The 18907-nt window shown below is 58.0% G+C and carries 17 protein-coding genes; 8 read left to right on the top strand and 9 right to left on the bottom strand.

Annotated elements, in window-relative coordinates:
* Window positions 1-118: 118 nt before the first annotated feature.
* The 3 genes from ACUTQY_RS01340 to yeaG form a co-directional block, all read right to left on the bottom strand.
* Window positions 119-349, bottom strand: a complete 231-nt coding sequence (locus ACUTQY_RS01340) for a hypothetical protein (RefSeq protein WP_033643319.1) — start codon at window positions 347-349, stop codon at window positions 119-121.
* A gap of 328 nt (window positions 350-677) precedes the next feature.
* Entirely contained in the window at window positions 678-1946 is a 1269-nt protein-coding gene (locus ACUTQY_RS01335; protein ID WP_033643318.1) for a YeaH/YhbH family protein, read from the bottom strand.
* 132 nt (window positions 1947-2078) lie between these two features.
* Entirely contained in the window at window positions 2079-4013 is a 1935-nt protein-coding gene (gene yeaG, locus ACUTQY_RS01330) for a protein kinase YeaG (RefSeq protein WP_016927472.1), read from the bottom strand.
* 426 nt (window positions 4014-4439) lie between these two features.
* Here yeaG and ACUTQY_RS01325 point away from each other — a divergent pair, with 426 nt between their 5' ends.
* Entirely contained in the window at window positions 4440-5204 is a 765-nt protein-coding gene (locus ACUTQY_RS01325) for a MipA/OmpV family protein (protein WP_033643317.1), read from the top strand.
* 94 nt (window positions 5205-5298) lie between these two features.
* Here ACUTQY_RS01325 and ACUTQY_RS01320 read toward each other — a convergent pair whose 3' ends face one another.
* Both ACUTQY_RS01320 and gapA read right to left on the bottom strand, forming a co-directional pair.
* On the bottom strand, window positions 5299-6174 hold the full coding sequence (locus ACUTQY_RS01320; RefSeq protein ID WP_033643316.1) for a D-hexose-6-phosphate mutarotase: 876 nt from the start codon (window positions 6172-6174) through the stop codon (window positions 5299-5301).
* Between the two features lie 194 nt (window positions 6175-6368).
* The gene (gene gapA, locus ACUTQY_RS01315; RefSeq protein WP_004932222.1) at window positions 6369-7364 is read right to left on the bottom strand and encodes a glyceraldehyde-3-phosphate dehydrogenase; all 996 of its coding nucleotides are present in this window, start codon (window positions 7362-7364) and stop codon (window positions 6369-6371) included.
* A 348-nt stretch (window positions 7365-7712) separates the two neighbouring features.
* Between gapA and msrB the strand changes: the two genes are divergently transcribed.
* A complete protein-coding gene (gene msrB, locus ACUTQY_RS01310; protein ID WP_033643315.1) occupies window positions 7713-8126 on the top strand; it encodes a peptide-methionine (R)-S-oxide reductase MsrB in 414 nt (137 codons plus the stop codon).
* Between the two features lie 63 nt (window positions 8127-8189).
* On the top strand, window positions 8190-8462 hold the full coding sequence (locus tag ACUTQY_RS01305) for a YeaC family protein (protein WP_004932218.1): 273 nt from the start codon (window positions 8190-8192) through the stop codon (window positions 8460-8462).
* 45 nt (window positions 8463-8507) lie between these two features.
* Here the strand turns inward: ACUTQY_RS01305 and ACUTQY_RS01300 are convergent, their stop codons facing one another.
* The 4 genes from ACUTQY_RS01300 to sppA all read right to left on the bottom strand — a co-directional run bounded on the left by ACUTQY_RS01300 (window position 8508) and on the right by sppA (window position 13640).
* A complete protein-coding gene (locus ACUTQY_RS01300) occupies window positions 8508-9785 on the bottom strand; it encodes a glycoside hydrolase family 18 protein (protein WP_033643314.1) in 1278 nt (425 codons plus the stop codon).
* A gap of 233 nt (window positions 9786-10018) precedes the next feature.
* Window positions 10019-10651, bottom strand: coding sequence for a bifunctional nicotinamidase/pyrazinamidase (gene pncA, locus ACUTQY_RS01295; protein WP_046687230.1), 633 nt, complete (start codon window positions 10649-10651; stop codon window positions 10019-10021).
* Between the two features lie 22 nt (window positions 10652-10673).
* Window positions 10674-11690: an asparaginase gene (gene ansA / locus ACUTQY_RS01290; protein WP_033643312.1), complete on the bottom strand. Its 1017-nt coding sequence runs from the start codon at window positions 11688-11690 to the stop codon at window positions 10674-10676.
* A gap of 93 nt (window positions 11691-11783) precedes the next feature.
* Entirely contained in the window at window positions 11784-13640 is a 1857-nt protein-coding gene (sppA, locus tag ACUTQY_RS01285; RefSeq protein WP_033643311.1) for a signal peptide peptidase SppA, read from the bottom strand.
* 160 nt (window positions 13641-13800) lie between these two features.
* Here sppA and ACUTQY_RS01280 point away from each other — a divergent pair, with 160 nt between their 5' ends.
* The 5 genes from ACUTQY_RS01280 to ACUTQY_RS01260 all read left to right on the top strand — a co-directional run bounded on the left by ACUTQY_RS01280 (window position 13801) and on the right by ACUTQY_RS01260 (window position 18889).
* Complete coding sequence (locus ACUTQY_RS01280; RefSeq protein WP_342188175.1) at window positions 13801-14352, top strand: NAD(P)H nitroreductase; 552 nt, start codon at window positions 13801-13803, stop codon at window positions 14350-14352.
* A 157-nt stretch (window positions 14353-14509) separates the two neighbouring features.
* Window positions 14510-15553 carry a selenide, water dikinase SelD gene (selD, locus tag ACUTQY_RS01275; RefSeq protein ID WP_046687228.1) on the top strand — a complete coding sequence of 348 codons (1044 nt, stop codon included), beginning with the start codon at window positions 14510-14512 and terminating at the stop codon, window positions 15551-15553.
* Between the two features lie 8 nt (window positions 15554-15561).
* Window positions 15562-16671 (top strand): tRNA 2-selenouridine(34) synthase MnmH, encoded by a 1110-nt coding sequence (gene mnmH / locus ACUTQY_RS01270; protein ID WP_046687227.1) that lies wholly within the window; start codon window positions 15562-15564, stop codon window positions 16669-16671.
* On the top strand, window positions 16671-18596 hold the full coding sequence (locus tag ACUTQY_RS01265) for a DNA topoisomerase III (protein WP_021503851.1): 1926 nt from the start codon (window positions 16671-16673) through the stop codon (window positions 18594-18596). The genes mnmH and ACUTQY_RS01265 overlap by 1 nt, the downstream gene beginning before the upstream one ends.
* Entirely contained in the window at window positions 18593-18889 is a 297-nt protein-coding gene (locus tag ACUTQY_RS01260) for a YnjH family protein (protein ID WP_033643308.1), read from the top strand. Before ACUTQY_RS01265 ends, ACUTQY_RS01260 begins: the two co-directional genes overlap by 4 nt.
* Window positions 18890-18907: the final 18 nt, after the last annotated feature.

Below are 18907 nucleotides of genomic sequence, written 5' to 3'. Positions count from 1 at the left end.
GCTGCGCTTCACATTAGGGATAAGCGCTGATATCGCTGCCGGAGTTCATTATTAACAGCATAATCAACACCACGACGGCGGCAATAATGGCGTAGATTTCCGCCTTGCGCATATCGATCTAGCGCCCGTTAACGCCGATCATTTCTATTGCCGCGCGATGCAATTTTTGAAAATACTCGTCGTGCTGTTGTTCAACTTCCTGAATAAGACTGGCCAGCAGATTCTGTTTGGTGATCGGTTTGTTGGCGATGAGCACCAGCAGCACGCTTTTGCCGAGCAGGCAGCAGATTTGCTTATGGTATTCATCAACATCATTCTTGTTGAGGCCATAGAGGGTGTAATCGATCATGGTGTCTAACCTGCTGACAGGTAAATTGCCCGCCGAAGCGGGCTGAGAAGCCATAGAAAATAAAATGAGTCAAATTTCGCTTAGGGTGGAACCCGATGCGTGTGTTAACGATAACTGAATGGGAATATTCCCATCAAGACGCATGAGGGAGGATGTGAAGGTTTAGGAATAACCTCAGAAGAAATAATAATAGAGGTCGTCATTCGGGATAATGCGGCTTATTATTTTGCCGGTGAAGGTCAAAATTTATGTGTGAGGGATATATCAGGGTGAAAAAGAAACAGCCGGAAAACGGGTTCTCCGGCTGCTATGATTACCGCGATATTATTCACGCGGTCTGTTTGCGGAACAGTTCGCGGAATACCGGATAGATATCGTCCGGTTCGCGGATATGCTGCATGGCGAAGTTGTCGAATTTCGCTTGCAGATCTTCGTATTCGCGCCACAGCGTTTGGTGAGCGCGGCGAGTGATTTCGATGTAGCTGTAGTACCGCACCATTGGCAGGATCTTCTTCGCCAACAGCTCGTGACACAGCGGTGAATCGTCGGCCCAGTTGTCTCCGTCCGACGCCTGCGCGGCGTAGATATTCCATTGCGCCGGATCGTAACGCTCTTCGACCACGTCGTTCATCAGTTTCAATGCGCTGGAGACGATGGTGCCGCCGGTTTCCTGCGAATAGAAGAACTCCTGCTCGTCCACCTCTTTCGCCTGGGTGTGATGGCGAATATAGACCACCTCGACGTTTTTGTAGGTTCGGCTCAGGAACAGATAAAGCAGAATGTAAAAACGTTTGGCCATGTCTTTGGTGGCCTGATCCATCGAACCGGATACGTCCATCAGGCAGAACATCACCGCCTGGCTGGAGGGCTCCGGCCGACGCTCGTAGTTTTTGTAACGCAGATCGAAGGTGTCGATAAACGGCACGCTTTCGATTTTCTTGCGCAGTTCGGCAATCTCTTTGCGCAGCCGCTCTTCTTCCAGCAGTTGCACCGGCTCGGTGTTTTCCAACTGGGTCAGCGCGTCTTCCAGTTCGTGCAACGCGCGCCTTTTACCGGCGGTCATGGCGGTACGCCGCGCCAGCGAGTTTTGCAGCGAACGCACGACGCTGATGTTGGCCGGCACGCCGTTAGCGGTATAGCCGGCGCGGTGGGTTTTGAACTCGGTCAGCTGCTTGTACTGATTCTTTTTCAGGTTGGGCAGGGCGAGATCCTCGAACAAAAGATCGAGGTACTCGTCTTTGGATATCTGGAAGACGAACTCATCCTGGCCTTCACCGTCCTGGCTGGCGTTGCCCTGGCCGCCGCCACCGCCTGCGCCGCCCTGAGGCCGTTCGACGCGATCGTTCTGCACGAAGTGGTCATTGCCCGGGTGAACGCGATGGCGCGTGCCGCCGCGCCCCTGATGAAACATCGGTTCGTTGATATCGTCAGTGGGGATAGAGACTGACTCCCCGCTGTCTACGTCGGTGACCGAACGCTTGTTGATGGCTTCGGCAATCGACTGTTTGATTTGCGACTTGTAACGGCGCAAGAAGCGCTGGCGGTTCACCGTGCTCTTGTTTTTGCCGTTCAGCCGCCGGTCAATGAAATAGGCCATACTTCCCCCAAACGACGTTGCCAACTCTTCATGTCCCGGCCGCGGCAGCGCAATGTGTCAGCCCCTCCGTGGGCTGCGCTGCAACGTCCATGACTATGGACATGGCCCTGATAATGCCGCTTACCTGAGGCGTTATGAGGATTTTCTGACCCGCAGATACCATTCACACAGCAGGCGCACCTGCTTGCGGGTATAGCCTTTCTCCATCATGCGATCGACGAAGTCGTCGTGTTTTTTCTGCTCGTCCGTCGATGTTTTGGCGTTGAACGAAATCACCGGCAACAGTTCTTCGGTATTGGAGAACATCTTTTTCTCAATCACGGTGCGCAGCTTCTCGTAGCTGGTCCAGTTCGGGTTGCGGCCGTTGTTGTTGGCGCGGGCGCGCAGCACGAAGTTCACGATTTCGTTGCGGAAATCTTTCGGGTTGCTGATGCCGGCCGGTTTTTCAATTTTCTCCAGTTCGGCGTTCAGGGACTCGCGGTCGAACAGCTGGCCGGTGTCGGGATCGCGATACTCCTGATCCTGGATCCAGAAGTCGGCATAGGTGACGTAGCGGTCAAAAATGTTCTGTCCGTATTCCGAGTAGGATTCCAGATAGGCGGTCTGGATCTCTTTGCCGATAAACTCGGCGTATTTCGGGATCAGATAGCCTTTCAGGTGCTCCAGGTATTTCTCCGCCAAATCCTGCGGGAACTGTTCGCGCTCGATCTGCTGTTCCAGCACATAGAACAGGTGCACCGGGTTGGCTGCCACCTCGGCGTGATCGAAGTTGAATACCCGCGAGAGGATTTTAAAGGCGAAACGGGTGGAGAGGCCGTTCATGCCTTCGTCAACCCCGGCGTAGTCGCGGTATTCCTGATAGGACTTGGCTTTCGGGTCGGTATCTTTGAGACTTTCACCGTCATACACGCGCATTTTCGAGTAGATGCTCGAGTTTTCGGGCTCTTTCAGCCGCGACAGCACGCTAAAGCGCGCCAGCGTTTCCAGCGTGCCCGGCGCGCAGGGCGCATGGGTCAGCTCACTGTGATCCAGAAGCTTGTCGTAAATTTTGATCTCTTCCGACACGCGCAGGCAGTAAGGCACCTTGACGATATACACGCGGTCGAGGAACGCTTCGTTGTTCTTGTTGTTACGGAAGGTCACCCACTCGGATTCGTTGGAGTGCGCCAGAATAATGCCGCTGAACGGCAGGGCGGAGATGCCTTCGGTGCCGTTGTAGTTGCCTTCCTGGGTTGCGGTCAGCAGCGGATGCAGCACCTTGATCGGCGCTTTGAACATCTCGACGAATTCCATAATCCCCTGGTTGGCGCGGCACAGGGCGCCGGAATAGCCGTAGGCGTCCGGATCGTTCTGCGCGTGGTTCTCCAGTTTACGGATGTCCACTTTACCGACCAGTGCCGAGATGTCCTGGTTGTTCTCATCGCCCGGCTCGGTTTTGGCGATGGCGATCTGTTCCAGAATGGAAGGGCGCACTTTCACGACTTTAAACTTAGTGATATCGCCACCAAACTCATGCAGGCGCTTCGCCGCCCACGGCGACATGATGGTGCCGAGATAGCGACTTGGGATATTGAACTCTTTTTCCAGGATCGTGGCATCTTCCTGCGGATTGAACAGGCACAGCGGATGATCGTTGACCGGGCTGCGTTCGCCGTTGGCGCTGAGGGTGTAGATGGGCACGCGCTGCATCAGCGCTTTCAGACGTTCCGCCAGCGAGGACTTGCCGCCGCCCACCGGGCCCAGCAGGTAAAGGATCTGTTTCTTCTCTTCCAGGCCCTGAGCGGCGTGTTTCAGGTAAGAGACGATCTGTTCGATGGCCTCTTCCATGCCGTAGAACTCTTCGAAGGCCGGATAGCGTGCGATCACGCGGTTGGAGAACAGGCGCGACAGGCGTGATTCTAGCGCAGTGTCGACCATCACAGGTTCACCGATAGCCATCAGCAGACGTTCGGCCGCGTTGGCATAGGCACTGCGATCTTGCCGGCAAATGGTAAGAAATTCCTGCAGTGTGAACTCTTCGTCCTTGGCAGCTTCGTAGCGCTGGCGATAGTGGTCAAATATGTTCATGATGCCCGTCCTTTCGTTATTAGCACAGGTTAAAGAGAGCGTGTGATAGTGTTCTGGCTCCCGAAAGATGAGAATACGCCTGAGTACAGCAACCCGTATGCCAACTTGGTGCGCTTATTATCGCGAGTTGCGCTGTATGCCACTGGGCCCAGGATAAATTCACCTTCTGATTTAAGCTTAGTTTGCTTGCCGGAAAATTTCCTGCCGTAGAAAAAGCTTTTTTTAAGTCATATCAATGACTCAGTTATTGCCGGGATAACCAAATGCCTTGTCTGGCGCGGCCTGCGGCATGAATCGTCATCGTTCCGCCATGATTAATTCATAATTCCGCTATAAGTTATTCGATCTTGGTCGTTTTCTATTGTAAAGATTAGGCGCGTAACTAAATTTTCACATAAACTATTGCGGCTATTAACCCTGTAATTTATGGAAAAAGAACCAGTGAAGATTTCAAAACTCAAAACGCTAGCAATTATCGCTTCCGCAATGGTTTGTGCGCAAAGTGCCCAGGCGGGAACCTGGTCACTGGGTGCTGCCGCGCTGGTTAGCCCGGACCCGTATCGCGGTTATCAGGATCGCGTTTATCCGGTGCCCGTCATCGACTATGAAGGTGACGACTTCTACTTCCGTACTCTGACCGCCGGTTACTACCTGTGGAAAGATCAAGAAAATCAGCTGAGCATCATGGGGTATTACACGCCATGGGGCTACCGTCCGGGCGACAGCGACGACGATCGCATGAAGCGTCTCGACAAGCGTCGCGGCACGCTGATGGCCGGCCTGGCCTATTCACACAACGCAGAGTGGGGCACCATTCGCACCACCTTCACCGGCGACACGCTGAACTACAGCAACGGGCTGGTGGGCGATGTGGCTTATCTGTACAAGTTTGATCTGGACGCGTTGACGCTGGTTCCGGGCGTAGGCGTGATGTGGAACAGCAAAAACCAGAACAAATATTACTATGGCGTCAGCGCCAATGAATCGCGCCGCAGCGGTCTGGACAGCTACACCCCGAGCGATAGCTGGGCGCCGTATCTCGAGCTGAGCGCCAATTACCAGATCAACAAGAGCTGGAACGCCTTCTTCCTCGGCCGCTATGTGAAGTTGTCGGATGAAGTGAAAGACAGCCCGATGGTGGATAAATCTTACACCGGTTTGCTGATGACGGGTGTGAGCTACACCTTCTAATCGCGCATTGCACGATAAGTGTGCATGGTGTGCATCAAAAAGGGGCGCGAGCGCCCCTTTTGCACATCCGTAGTGCGCTGACGCGCACGGGGTTTCAGGCCTTTTTACGGCTGCGGAAGGTCACACCCAAACGGGCGGGTTGTTCGCCGGCGGCGACCAGCGGTTTGCTGACGCGCCCGGTCTCAACGCAGACCATGGTCTTGTAACCGTCGTTCGGCATGTCTCCCATGCTGCAGGACAGCTCTACGCCGGGGTTCCAGGCGATAACGTCGCTCATATGATGGTGATGAACCTCGATGGTGCGTGCGAGCGCCGGATCGCGGATCAGGCTGAAGGCCTCCGGACGGGTATAGACGCGGTCAGTTTGGCCGACGAAGGTCACTTCGCCCGTCTGACGCGCTTCGACGCCGCCCGCCACCTTATCAATATAAGGTTCGCCCAGGCCCGCCACGCTGACCCGATCGATATCGCCAACCTGGAAGTAGCTGTGCAGCGCCGCCGTGGCTTGATAATCGCCGTGCGATTCCAGTTCGATCTCGCACTCTTCACCCAGCTTGAAGCGAGCAATCAGCGTGAAGGCGTGCGGCCACAGCTTGCGGGTCTGCTCATTGTCTTTCAGCGTAAAGGTCAGGATGACGCCGTTGTCATCTTCATCGTGCGCCGTCAGGCTCCAGGGCTGGTTGCGGGCGAACCCGTGGGAGGGTTGCGCCACCGGGCCGAACCACGGCCAGCAGATCGGCACGCCGCCGCGGATGGCCTTGCCTTTGGCGAAAGGCGTGTTGTTGCTGAGCCAAATCACCGGCTGCTCACCGCTGGGCTGCCAGGCCAGCAAATGGGCGCCCTGCAGCGCGACCGCCGCGCGCACTTTCGGGTGCGACACGACCACCACGCCCAGCTCATCGAGTTGGCGCTGGCTGATGTAAGGAGAAATCTGTTCGGAAACGGGCAGGGTGAAAATTTTCTCGTTCATTTCATAACCTATTGTTTGCCGGAAATAGAAATGGACCCTATTAGCTTTCGGGTCACAACCAGGCCCTCAGGCGCATGCTTAGACAGTGACTGAGGTGAGTGTGTGCAGCGAACAACGCTGTGACTCGAAAGATGACGGGTAAAAAAAGGGCGACAAAAAAATGTCGCCCTCATTATCAGCTTAACATCATGCCATTACTTGGAGATGTGAGCGATCAGATCCAGAACCTTGTTGGAGTAGCCGGTTTCGTTGTCGTACCAGGAAACCAGTTTCACGAAGTTGTCGTTCAGTGCGATACCGGCTTTGGCATCGAACACGGAAGTCAGCACTTCGCCGTTGAAGTCGGTGGAAACCACGTCGTCTTCAACATAGCCCAGAACGCCTTTCATAGAGCCTTCAGCGGCGTCTTTGATGGCTTTCTTGATTTCTTCGTAGGTAGCCGCTTTTTCCAGACGCACGGTCAGGTCAACAACGGACACGTTAGGGGTCGGTACGCGGAACGCCATGCCGGTCAGTTTGCCTTTCAGCTCTGGCAGAACCACGCCAACCGCTTTCGCTGCGCCGGTAGAAGAAGGGATGATGTTCTGGGATGCGCCGCGGCCGCCGCGCCAGTCTTTGTGAGACGGGCCATCAACGGTTTTCTGAGTCGCGGTGGTGGCGTGAACGGTGGTCATCAGGCCTTCAACGATACCGAAGTTGTCGTTGATGACTTTAGCCAGCGGCGCCAGGCAGTTGGTGGTGCAAGAGGCGTTGGACACGATGTCCTGGCCGGCATATTTGTCAAAGTTGGCGCCGCGAACGAACATTGGGGTCGCATCTTTGGATGGGCCAGTCAGAACCACTTTTTTAGCGCCGGCGGTGATGTGTTTACGTGCGGTTTCGTCGGTCAGGAAGATACCGGTCGCTTCAGCAACCACATCAACGCCCACTTCGTTCCACTTCAGGTTAGCCGGGTCTTTCTCTGCGGTAACACGGATGGTTTTGCCGTTAACAACCAGGTGGCCGTCTTTAACTTCTACCGTACCGTTGAAACGGCCGTGAGTAGAGTCATACTTCAGCATGTAAGCCATGTACTCTGCGTCCAACAGGTCGTTGATTGCAACGATCTCGATGTCAGAACGCTCTTGAGCAGCACGGAAAACAATGCGACCGATACGGCCAAAACCGTTGATACCTACTTTGATAGTCATATATTCCACCAGCTATTTGTTAGTGAATAAAAGGTTGGTTGTAAAATTACAAAAACCTTACCCAGCGTCAAGCGGAATCGTGTCAATACTTGCGGCAAGTCAAACCGGAAGGGTGGTTTTGCACGCTTATTGCACAGTCCATTTGCGCTCGGCCTCATCCGTTATATGGGGACAAGCCGCCAAGTATAAAGTCAGCATACGCAAGATGTGTGATCGCTATCACATATCATCGTGACGTGGCCTTTATGGGCTACAGTTTAGGCCAAAAACCCCTGCAGCGGTGTTAATTTTTTGTTATTATTAATCATTGTTTTCGTTGACATTATCCACATTCAGAGATAAGCACAAATGGCTAAAGAGACAACCCCCGCTCATCCGGTCACGGAACTGAATGAAATCCAACGTTATGTCACGCAACAGCGTGGCACCGAAGCGCCGTTTAGCGGCAAATTGCTGCATAACAAGCGTGAGGGCGTGTACCATTGTCTGTGCTGTAACCAGCCGCTGTTCTATTCCGAAACCAAATACGATTCCGGCTGCGGCTGGCCCAGCTTTTACGAGCCGGTTTCCGCCGATGCAATCCGTTATCTTGATGATAATTCACATAATATGCATCGTGTTGAAATCCGCTGTGGCCACTGCGACGCGCACCTGGGGCATGTATTCCCCGATGGCCCGCAGCCGACCGGTGACCGTTACTGCGTCAATTCCGCCTCGCTGAGTTTCACCGATGGCGAAAATGGCGATCAAACGGCCGGTTAAGCGGTAATTTAACCAACAAAATCGATTCAGCTAATTATTCTTCCGTAAGCGAGAAGGGCCCTGATGGACGTGAAAGATCTGATTGCGGCGATGACGCCCGAGATATACCAACGCCTGGTGCAGGCGGTTGAACTGGGCAAATGGCCGGACGGCGTGGCGCTGACGCCGGAGCAAAAGGAAAACAGCCTGCAGGCGGTGATGCTGTGGCAGTCGATGAACAACGTCGATCCGCAGCATATGAGCATCGGCACCGACGGGCAGATCGTGATGAAGAGCAAACAAGAGCTGAAGCAGCAGTTCGTTGCCGAGCCGCTGGTGAAACTCAAGCCGCAGTAAGGCTCCACCCCTAAAGCGGGGCGATGTCGCCATCGCCCCGTCGATTCAACGTTTCTCGCCCTTTATGCCCAGCGATTCCGCCAGCTGCTGCGCCAGCCGGTTGTTGTCGTCTGCGCCGTATTCCCAGAACATCGCACCGCCCAATCCCTGGCTTTTAATATAATCGGCCTTGATGGCCACCGAACGCGGGTTCTCGTACGAAATGGCGAACAGCGGCTTGCCTTCGGCGGATTGCAGCGTCAGGTATGGCACTTTGGCGTCGTCATCCCAGTGCTCGCGGAAACGCTGCTGCGGATCGTTGAGCAATTTGTTGACGATATCGCGGTATTTAAAATAAGTGTCTTTGCTGAGATCCAATCCCAGCGTGCGGAACAGGGCGATTTCTCGCGCGCTGAAGTAAGGCTGCGTCACCGGATGGTTGGCGGCATCCGGTTTGTCCCAGTCGATGCCCGCCTCGGTCGCCCGTTTCGGTACCCGGCCGTAGAAACCGATACCCAGGTTCATCTGCGCCGGTTTCAGACCGGCGGCCAGATAATGCTTTACCACGTTATCGGCGCTGTAGCGATCGGCGGCGGCTACGGTTGGCCAACGCGTTGAATCGTACAGGTTGGCATTGAAGTACTGCGTGCCGTAAGCCATGTCGTAGGTCATCAGATTGATGTAATTGAGGTAGGGCGCAATATTTTTTACATCGACCCATTCACGTGGGCTTTTGACGTTGGCGCCAACGGCGATGGTCAACAGTTTGCCTTTACCCAGCGTCTGATGAAGCTCTTTCAGCAGCAGGGTGAAGTTGTCGCGGTCTGCCGGTTGGCTTTCCACCAAACCCCATGCGCCGTTTACCGGGTATTCCCAGTCCAGATCGATCCCATCCAGCCGGTACTGTTCGATCACCTGCAACGCGGAGCGAATGAAAATCGCCCGGTTTTCCGCGGTGGCGGCGGCGCCGGAGAAACCGCGTGCGCCCCAGCCTCCGACCGACAACAGCACTTTCAGCTCGGGGTTCTGTTTGCGCAGCACCGGCAGACGTTGCAGATCGGCCGTGACTTTCGGTGACAGGTAGATCTGGTGGCGGCGAGCAGGGTCTTTCAGCGCCGCATTGGTTTCGTCTTTCTCGTCGTTGTAGATCAGGCCAAACGAATAGTTGAGGTGGGTGATTTGCGTCACGTCCAGCTTGTCGATGTCACCACCGGGGCCGGCGGTGACGTCGCCGCCGCCGTTGAAGTAGCCGACGGAGAGATAGGCCGCCTGAGCCGCGCCGGTACCGGCGATAGCCAACTGCACCGCTGCCAGCAAAGGCAGCAGTTTTCGGGTTATTTTCATGTTTGTCTCCTTGGGATCGGCAAGGCCGACCGTACCGCCAGTAGCGGTCACAATAAAGCCGGGCTCAGCGGGCCCCGGATGCGTATAACCGATTGACGCCAAAAGCGTCGCTGCCATAACAGCAAAAGCGCCTGCCGGTCACAAGCGGCTGGAGGAGAAGAAGAACAGCATTGTGAGCGGCGTCGATATTTTCGCCGCCGCCCAGAGAGGGCGCCGATAGCGCCCGGCAGGATTTAATTGGCGAGAAATTGTGACAGGGTAACCAGTTGAGCGCCGGCGCGCGCCATCTCCTGCAGCGCCCGCTCACTGTCGTCCGGCTGCAGATTCACGCCGCGGCAGCCGTCGACGATCACCTGCGTCGGATAGCCGGCAGCCAGCGCATCCAGCACGCTGAACTTCACGCAGTAGTCGGTCGCCAGGCCCATGACAGCCAACCGCCGGACGCCCTGCGATTGCAGCCAGCCGTGGAGTTCGGTTTGCGCACGGTGGCCGTTATCGAAGAACGCGCTGTAGCTGTCGATGTTCGTATCTTGCCCTTTGCGAAAGACGGCATTGATGTGTTGCCGCTGTAACTGGGGATGAAAATCGGCGCCGAGGCTCCCTTGTACGCAGTGCACCGGCCACCATACCTGCGGCAGGCCTTCCAGCTCACCGAGGGTGCCGACCTGCGCATCGGAGTTCACCGCAAAGCTGCGGTGATTGGCGGGATGCCAGTCCTGGCTGGCCACCACCGGTTCGCCGCGCGCCAGGCAGGCGGCGATCGCCTGATTGGCGACCGGGATGACGGCGTCGCCCTCCGCGACCGCCAGCGCGCCGCCGGGGCAGAAGTCGTTTTGCAGATCGATCAACAACAGGGCCGTTTTCATCGCCGCTCCAGAGTTCAGTCGATTAACCGTTGATGCTCAGCTCGCCGCGCAGATCTTGCTGCATCAGGGCGCGGATTTGTTCCGGCGTCAGCGGCTGGCTCAACAGATAGTGCAGCTTGGTCAGAGCGGCTTCCACCGTCATGTCGAAACCGCTTATCACCCCGGCGTGCGCCAGCGCGTTGCCGGTGGCGTAGCCTTCCATATTGACGCGCCCGGAGATGCACTGCGTCAGGTTGACCACTACGATGCCGCGTTCGGAAGCCGCGCGCAACTCGTCGATCAGCTCGGCCTTCTGCGGCGCGTTGCCGACGCCGTAGGAGCGTAAGATCAGCGCCTTGACCGGCTGCAGCAGGAAGTTGCGCACCACCGCGCCGGAAATGCCCGGATAGATGGTGACGACGCCGATCGGTTGCGGCGTGATGTCATGTACCTGCAGCGCGCCGTTGCAAACCGGGCTGTCGATGCCGTGCTGGCGACGAATGTGGATACCGGCTTCCAGCAGCGGCGGCAGATTCGGGGAGGCGAAGGCGTCGAAGCCGTCGGCGTGCGCTTTGGTGGTGCGGTTGCCGCGGAACAGCTTGTTGTTGAAGAACAGGCTGACTTCGTTCACCGGATGGTTGGCCGCCAGATACAGTGCATTCAGCAGATTGGTTTGGCCATCGGAGCGCAGCTCCGCCAGCGGAATCTGCGAGCCGGTGACGATCACCGGTTTGGCCAGGTTCTCCAGCATGAAGGAGAGCGCCGAGGCGGTGAACGCCATGGTATCGGTGCCGTGCAGGATCACGAAGCCGTCGTAGCGATCGTAGTTCTGTTTGATGTCGTCGGCGATGTGCTGCCAGTCTTCCGGCGTCATGTCCGAGGAATCGATGAGCGGCGCGTATTCATGAATGGTGAAATCCGGCATCTCCGGCCGATGGAATTCCGGCATCAGCGCCAGCTGACGCTGCAGGTGGCCGGAAACCGGAATATAGCCGTGCTCGGAACGCTGCATGCCGATGGTGCCGCCGGTGTAGGCGACGTAAATGGATTTCTTTTGCATGGTTATGATTTTAACAAAGATAAGATGGGCTGAATTATAGGGACATGGCGGCAGAAAAAAAGCCCGGCGGAGGCCGGGCTGCAGAATTATTTGTTAGCGGACTTCTCCGCAGGTCAGACAGATCGCGTAGCGGTTCTGCGGATCGTTCAAGTTATTGAACAAACCCGGCTGCTCTTTCACCGCATTGGCGACCGAGGCCAGCGGGGCAGGCAGCATGGCCTGAATCGCCGCCGGCAGCATGGCGTGAATGGAAACGCCGAACTGGCTGAGCACCATATCGCTCAGGCTCGGGGTGTCGACGAACCAGTCGAGCTGCCACTGTTGCAGTTTCGCCAGCTCAGCGGCTTTCTTCACCGCGTCGTCGAAATCGCCCAACTGATCGACCAGGCCGTTGGCCTTGGCGTCGCTGCCGAGCCACACGTGGCCCTGCGCGATTTGGTCAACCTGCTGCGGGGTCATCTTGCGTGATTTGGCGACCAGATCGAGGAAGTTCTTATACCCGTTTTCGATATTCAGCTGCATCATCTGCGAGAACTCCTGCGGCAACGCCTTGGTGACCGCGATATCGGCCAGCGGGGATGTCGCTACGCCGTCGGTGTGCACGCCCAGCGTATCCAGGGTTTTCTCGTAGGTATTGATGATGCCAAAAATACCGATGGAGCCGGTCAGCGTGCTCGGGCTGGCGATGATGTAGTCGGCCGGCGTCGAGACCCAGTAACCGCCCGACGCGGCCATGCCGCCCATCGACACCACCACCGGTTTGCCGGCGGCGCGCACGGCGGCCAGCTCGGAGCGGATCACTTCGGACGCGCTGACGCTGCCGCCAGGGCTATTGACGCGGAACACCACGGCTTTGACGGCCGGATCCAGACGGGCCTGACGCAGCTCGGCGGCGGTGGTGTCGCCCCCGACGTTGCCCGGCGTCTGCGGGCCGTCCATGATGGCGCCGTTGGCGAACACCACGGCGATCTTGCCACCCTGGTTGGCGTCCGGCTTCGGCTGGTAGTCGTAGATGCTGATGGCGTTAAAATCGTTCGCCTGTTTGTCCCAGCCGAAGGTTTTGACCAGCTGATTTTCGATCGCGGTGCGCGACGCCAGCTCGTCCACCAGCTTATTGTCCAGCGCATAGCGGGCGGTGTCGCCGCCTGCCGCCTGCAGGCCGCTCAGCACGCCGGCGGCGCCGGGGAACAGCTGCTGCGGCGTCAGCTGCCGGTTGGCCGCCACGGTTTCCAGATAGTTCTGCCACAGGCCGCCAATCCAGCGGCTGTCCGCTTCGCGCGCCGCCGGGGACATGTCGTCGCGGATCAGCGGTTCGACCGCCGATTTATAGGTGCCGACGCGGAAGATATTGGTGGTGACCTTGAGCATGTCCAGCAACGACTTGTAATACAGGTTGTTGGTGGCGAAACCGTGCAGATCGACCGCGCCCTGCGGCGAGAGGTAGACCTTGTTGGCGTAGCTGGCCAGGTAGTATTGCGTTTGATTGTAACTGTCGCCGATGGCGAAGATCGGTTTGCCGCTGTCGCGGAACTCGCGCAGCGCTTTGCCGATATAGCGCAGCGAGGGCTGATCGGCGCCGGCGAAGTCATTTAGCTGCAACACCATGCCGGTAATGTTTTTGTCGTCTTTGGCCTTGCGGATGCTGTCCACCACGTCGAACAGCGAATTCTCCTGCAGGCGGCTGCTGGAGGCGCCCAACAGTTCACGCCCCCATTGCCGCACTCGGTTGTTTACCGAAGGCTGATCGACCACCACACCGCTTAAATCGACCAACAGCGCGCCGCGCGCCGGGGCCGTCGAGGTGGAGGAACTTTGGAAGGACAGATAGATGCCGACCCCAACCAGGATCAGCAGGACCAGGAACAGGTTAAGGATCAGTTCCCTGATAAAATTCAGCAGACGCCATGTCCACCGGAAAATGCCGGCAATAATTTGCCACAATGTGCGCATGTGCTCTCCAACAAGAGTCGAGAATGTTCCGCTATCCTAATGAGCGGCCGGGTAAATGTCAGCTTTAAATCGTGGCACACAGACGCTATCGCCGAGGCTGTAACTCGCCGTTTAGCTATGTTAACGTGGCCGGAATGAAAATTGTTATCAGGAGTTTACGATGGATGCTCTGGATCTTTTATTGAATCGTCGCTCGGCTTCGCGCCTGGCGGAACCGGCGCCGGCGGGGGAAGTGCGCCAAAACATCATCAACGCGGGCCTGCGTGCGCCCGATCACGGCGCGCTGCAGCCGTGGCGTTTCGTGATGATCGAGAATCAGGGCCTGGAGCGTTTCAGTCAGCTGCTGCAGGCGGTGGCGAAGCAGGATCAGTTGGATGAAGCGGCGATCGAAAAAGCCACCAAGGCGCCGTTCCGCGCACCGCTGATCATCACCGTCATCGCGCATTGCACTGAAGAGACCAAGGTGCCGCGCTGGGAGCAGGTGGTTTCCGCCGGTTGCGCCGTGCAGGCGATGCAGATGGCGGCGCTGGCGCAGGGTTTTAACGGCATCTGGCGCACCGGCGCCTGGACCGAGCATGCGCTGGTGCGTGAAGCCTTCGGTTGCCGCGAGCAGGACGAGATCGTCGGTTTCCTCTATCTGGGCACGCCGCAGCTGAAGACCGCCACTAAAGTGACGCCGCCGGACAGCACGCCTTTCGTCAGCTATTTCTAAGTATTATCCGACGGGGCGCGGCGAAAATGCGCCAAACCCCGCAAAATTGCATGGTTTCTGAGCAGGCCGTTCGCTTATCGGCGGCCCGCTCTTATCAATCCCCTCGGCAAGCGCTACCCTATGTTATCTTGAGTGCCGTTATCGAAGGGAGTGGACTATGACATCGCCAGCGATCCGTTTAACCCAGTACAGCCATGGCGCTGGCTGCGGCTGCAAAATCTCACCGAAAGTTCTCGAAACCATCCTGCACAGCGAGCGGGAGAAATTTGTCGATCCGCGTCTGTTGGTCGGCAATGAAACCCGCGACGACGCGGCGGTATATGACATCGGCAACGGCGTCGGCATTATCAGCACCACCGACTTCTTCATGCCGATCGTCGACGATCCGTTCGATTTCGGCCGCATCGCCGCCGCCAACGCCATCAGCGATGTGTACGCCATGGGCGGCAAACCGATCATGGCGATCGCCATTCTCGGCTGGCCGATCGCCAAACTGCCGCCGGAGGTGGCGCAACAGGTGATCGACGGTGGGCGTTTCGCCTGCCAGCAGGCGGGGATCGCGCTGGCCGGCGGCCACTCCATCGATGCGCCTGAACCTATCTTCGGCCTGGCGGTCACCGGCGTGGTCAATACCGAGCGGGTGAAGAAGAACAGCGCCGCGCGGGCCGGGGCTAAACTCTATCTGACCAAGCCGCTGGGCATCGGCGTGCTGACGACCGCCGAGAAGCAAAGCAAGCTGCGCCCCGAGCATCATGGGCTGGCGACGGACGTGATGTGCCGCCTTAACAAGCCGGGCGCCGACTTTGCTGAGGTGGCGGGCGTCACGGCGATGACCGACATCACCGGTTTTGGCCTGCTGGGCCACCTGAGCGAGGTATGTCAGGGTTCCGGCCTGCAGGCGACGGTCTGGTTCGATCGGGTGCCGAAGCTGCCGGACGTCGAGGCGTATATTGCCGAGGGCTGCGTGCCGGGCGGTACCGGGCGCAACTTCGGCAGCTATGGCCATCTGGTGGGCGAGATGAGCGATCTGCAGCGCCAGTTGCTGTGCGATCCTCAGACCTCCGGCGGTTTGCTGTTGGCGGTATTGCCGGAGGCGGAAGCGCAGGTGCTGGCGATTGCCGAACAGCATGGCATTACGCTCAACGCCATCGGCGAGCTGCATGTGGCATCGGCCGATAAGCCGCTGATCGAGGTCGTGTAGTGTCCAACATGCAAGGAAGGCCGGACAGCGACAATTACCAACGCATTTTCCTGCAGGACGTGCCGCTGATTGACGTGCGCGCGCCGATCGAGTTTCAGCAGGGCGCCTTCGCTCAGGCGCTGAACCTGCCGCTGATGATCGACAGCGAGCGGCAGGCGGTGGGCACCTGCTATAAACAGCATGGGCAGCAAGCGGCGATAGCGCTCGGCCACAGTCTGGTGAACGGCAAACTGCGCGAACAGCGCACCGCCGCCTGGTTGGTGGCCTGTGCGCAGCGGCCCGAAGGCTATCTCTATTGCTTCCGCGGCGGTCTGCGCTCACAGCTGGTGCAGCAATGGCTGCATGAGGCCGGCGTCGAGTACCCGCGGATCATTGGCGGTTATAAGGCGCTGCGCAATTATTTGCTCGGCGTGCTGGCGCAAAGCGCGGCATTGCCGATGGCCCTGGTGGGCGGCAATACCGGCAGCGGCAAGACGTTGCTGGTCAACGAATTGGCCGACGGCGTCGATCTGGAAGGCGCGGCGCGCCATCGCGGTTCATCTTTTGGTCGAACGCTGGCGGGCCAGAGCTCGCAGATCGATTTTGAGAATCGTCTGGCTGTGTTATTGCTGAAAAAACAGCATGGTGGCAGCCGCCGTTGGGTGCTGGAAGACGAAGGGCGGATCATCGGCAGCAACAATTTGCCGCTGCCGTTGTTCAATGGGATGCAGCAGGCGCCGGTGGCGGTGATCGACGATCCGTTCGACATTCGCCTGGCGCGTTTGCAGGCGGAATATATCGACGGCATGCGCGAACAGTTCGAACAGGCCTATGGCATGGAAGAGGGCTGGCGACAGTACGACGACTATCTGCACCACGGCCTGTTCGCCATACGCCGCCGCCTGGGGCTGGAACGCTTCCAGCAGCTGACGCAACGACTGGAAGCGGCGCTGCGGACACAGCGGCTCAGCGGCCAGGGCGAGGCGCACCGCGAGTGGCTGGCGCCCCTGTTGCAGCAGTACTACGATCCGATGTATTGCTATCAGTTGGAAAAGAAAGCCCAGCGGATTGTCTTCCGTGGGAACTATGCAGAAGTAAGAGAATTCTTGATGACGTTCAGCCAGAAAAACGGTGAATAATGCGACTGTTCATAGCCGAGAAACCGAGTTTGGCGCGCGCCATTGCCGACGTATTGCCCAAGCCGCATCGCCGCGGCGACGGGTATATCGCCTGCGGCAACAACGATGTGGTGACCTGGTGCGTCGGCCACCTGTTGGAGCAGGCTCAGCCTGACGCTTATGACAGCCGCTATGCGCGCTGGTCGTTGGCGGATCTGCCGATCATTCCCGAAAAATGGCGGTTGCAGCCGCGGCCGTCGGTCAGTAAACAGCTCAACGCCATTAAAAAGTTGCTGCTTGAAGCCGATGAAGTGGTTCACGCCGGCGACCCGGATCGCGAAGGGCAACTGCTGGTGGATGAGGTGCTGGACTACCTGGATCTGACGCCGGAAAAACGCCAGAACGTGCGCCGCTGTCTGATCAACGATCTCAACCCGCAGGCGGTGGAGCGCGCGGTTGAACGCCTGCGCGACAACCGTGACTTCATCCCGCTGTGCGTGTCCGCCCTTGCGCGCTCACGCGCCGACTGGCTGTACGGCATCAATATGACCCGCGCTTATACGCTGCTGGGCCGCAACGCCGGTTATGACGGCGTGTTGTCCGTGGGCAGGGTGCAGACGCCGGTGCTGGGGTTGGTGGTGCGGCGCGATGAAGAGATCGAAAACTTCGTGCCGAAAGACTTCTTTGAGGTCAAGGCGCACATCGTTACGCCGAAAGAAGAGCGTTTCGTGGCGCTGTGGCAGCCCAGCGAGTCGTGCGAGCCTTATCAGGACGAAGAGGGGCGCTTGCTGCACCGGCCGTTGGCGGAGCACGTGGTCAAGCGCATCGAGGGCCAGCCGGCGCTGGTCACGTCCTATAACGATAAACGGGAATCAGATACCGCGCCGCTGCCGTTTTCGCTCTCCACGCTGCAAATCGAAGCGGCCCGGCGTTATAACCTCAGCGCCCAACAGGTGCTGGACGTTTGCCAGCGGTTGTATGAAACCCATAAATTGATCACCTATCCGCGTTCCGACTGCCGCTACCTGCCGGAAGAACATTTCGCCGGCCGCCACGCGGTGCTGAACGCCATCAGCGTGCACCAGCCTGAACTGTACCCGCAGCCGGTGATCGACAGCGATCGCCGCAACCGTTGCTGGGACGATAAAAAAGTCGATGCGCACCACGCTATCATTCCCACCGCCCGTGCCGGCAAGATTAATCTGACGCAGGATGAACGGAACGTGTATGGGCTGGTGGCGCGCCAGTATCTGATGCAGTTTTGTCCGGATGCGGTATTCCGCAAATGCGTGATTGAGCTGGATATCGCCGGCGGCAAATTTATCGCCAAGGCGCGTTTCCTGGCAGAAGCCGGTTGGCGTACGCTGCTGGGCAGCAAGGAGCGCGACGAAGAAAACGAAGGCGCACCGCTGCCGGTGGTGGCTAAAGATGATGAGCTGCTGTGTGAGCGCGGTGAGGTGGTGGAGCGCCAGACGCAGCCCCCGCGGCCGTTTACCGACGCCAGTCTGTTGTCGGCCATGACCGGTATCGCGCGCTTCGTACAAGATAAAGCGCTAAAGAAAATCCTGCGGGCGACCGATGGTTTAGGTACGGAAGCGACGCGAGCGGGGATCATCGAATTGCTGTTCAAACGGGCGTTTCTGTACAAGAAGGGACGCTATATTCACTCCAGCGAAACCGGGCGCGCGTTGATTCACTCGCTGCCGGATCTTGCTGCGCGTCCTGATATGACGGCAAACTGGGAGGCAACGCTGACGCAAATCAGCGAGAAATCCTGCCGTTATCAGGACTTTATGCAGCCGTTGGTCGGCACGCTGCAAGAGCTGATTTATCAGGCCAAGCAGAGCCGGGCGAGCATGGCGTTCCGTGGGTTGCCGCCGCCGCCTTCCAGCGGAGGCAAAAAACGCAGGAAAAGCGCCGGCAAGGCGCAGGAGAAGAGTGAATGAAGCACGGACTCAATGGGGTGCTGGCTGCCGCTGCCCTGGCCTACTGCGGCCTGGCGGCCGCCAACCGGGGCGATGTGGACGTGGTGTTGCCGGTTTCGCCGGAGATTTGGGGGACGGCGAAAAACGGCGCCAATTCGCCACCGGCGCAACCCTGCAACCGCTGTTGCGTCTACCAGAATCAAAACTATTCCGAAGGCGCGGTGCTCAAAGTCGAAGGAGAAGTGCTGCAGTGCGTGCGTGAGCCTAACACCATCGGCACCAACCCCTTGATTTGGGTGCGATTGAAGAAGTGACCATGTAACCTATCGCCG

It is taken from the genome of Serratia sp. TSA_130.1 (assembly GCF_052691795.1).
Note: the sequence above shows the minus strand (reverse complement) of the source record. Positions and strands in the feature narration are given on the sequence as shown.

Excerpts from the sequence above, each read along its gene's own strand:
- ACUTQY_RS01305 (WP_004932218.1), top strand. The coding sequence starts at position 8,190 with ATGGACGTGAAAGATCTGATTGCGGCGATGACGCCCGAGATATACCAA.
- msrB (WP_033643315.1), top strand. The coding sequence starts at position 7,713 with ATGGCTAAAGAGACAACCCCCGCTCATCCGGTCACGGAACTGAATGAA.
- ACUTQY_RS01280 (WP_342188175.1), top strand. The coding sequence starts at position 13,801 with ATGGATGCTCTGGATCTTTTATTGAATCGTCGCTCGGCTTCGCGCCTG.
- ACUTQY_RS01265 (WP_021503851.1), top strand. The coding sequence starts at position 16,671 with ATGCGACTGTTCATAGCCGAGAAACCGAGTTTGGCGCGCGCCATTGCC.
- ACUTQY_RS01335 (WP_033643318.1), bottom strand. The coding sequence starts at position 1,946 with ATGGCCTATTTCATTGACCGGCGGCTGAACGGCAAAAACAAGAGCACG.
- mnmH (WP_046687227.1), top strand. The coding sequence starts at position 15,562 with ATGCAAGGAAGGCCGGACAGCGACAATTACCAACGCATTTTCCTGCAG.
- selD (WP_046687228.1), top strand. The coding sequence starts at position 14,510 with ATGACATCGCCAGCGATCCGTTTAACCCAGTACAGCCATGGCGCTGGC.
- ansA (WP_033643312.1), bottom strand. The coding sequence starts at position 11,690 with ATGCAAAAGAAATCCATTTACGTCGCCTACACCGGCGGCACCATCGGC.
- ACUTQY_RS01340 (WP_033643319.1), bottom strand. The coding sequence starts at position 349 with ATGATCGATTACACCCTCTATGGCCTCAACAAGAATGATGTTGATGAA.
- ACUTQY_RS01300 (WP_033643314.1), bottom strand. The coding sequence starts at position 9,785 with ATGAAAATAACCCGAAAACTGCTGCCTTTGCTGGCAGCGGTGCAGTTG.
- ACUTQY_RS01320 (WP_033643316.1), bottom strand. The coding sequence starts at position 6,174 with ATGAACGAGAAAATTTTCACCCTGCCCGTTTCCGAACAGATTTCTCCT.
- yeaG (WP_016927472.1), bottom strand. The coding sequence starts at position 4,013 with ATGAACATATTTGACCACTATCGCCAGCGCTACGAAGCTGCCAAGGAC.
- ACUTQY_RS01325 (WP_033643317.1), top strand. The coding sequence starts at position 4,440 with ATGGAAAAAGAACCAGTGAAGATTTCAAAACTCAAAACGCTAGCAATT.
- pncA (WP_046687230.1), bottom strand. The coding sequence starts at position 10,651 with ATGAAAACGGCCCTGTTGTTGATCGATCTGCAAAACGACTTCTGCCCC.
- sppA (WP_033643311.1), bottom strand. The coding sequence starts at position 13,640 with ATGCGCACATTGTGGCAAATTATTGCCGGCATTTTCCGGTGGACATGG.
- gapA (WP_004932222.1), bottom strand. The coding sequence starts at position 7,364 with ATGACTATCAAAGTAGGTATCAACGGTTTTGGCCGTATCGGTCGCATT.
- ACUTQY_RS01260 (WP_033643308.1), top strand. The coding sequence starts at position 18,593 with ATGAAGCACGGACTCAATGGGGTGCTGGCTGCCGCTGCCCTGGCCTAC.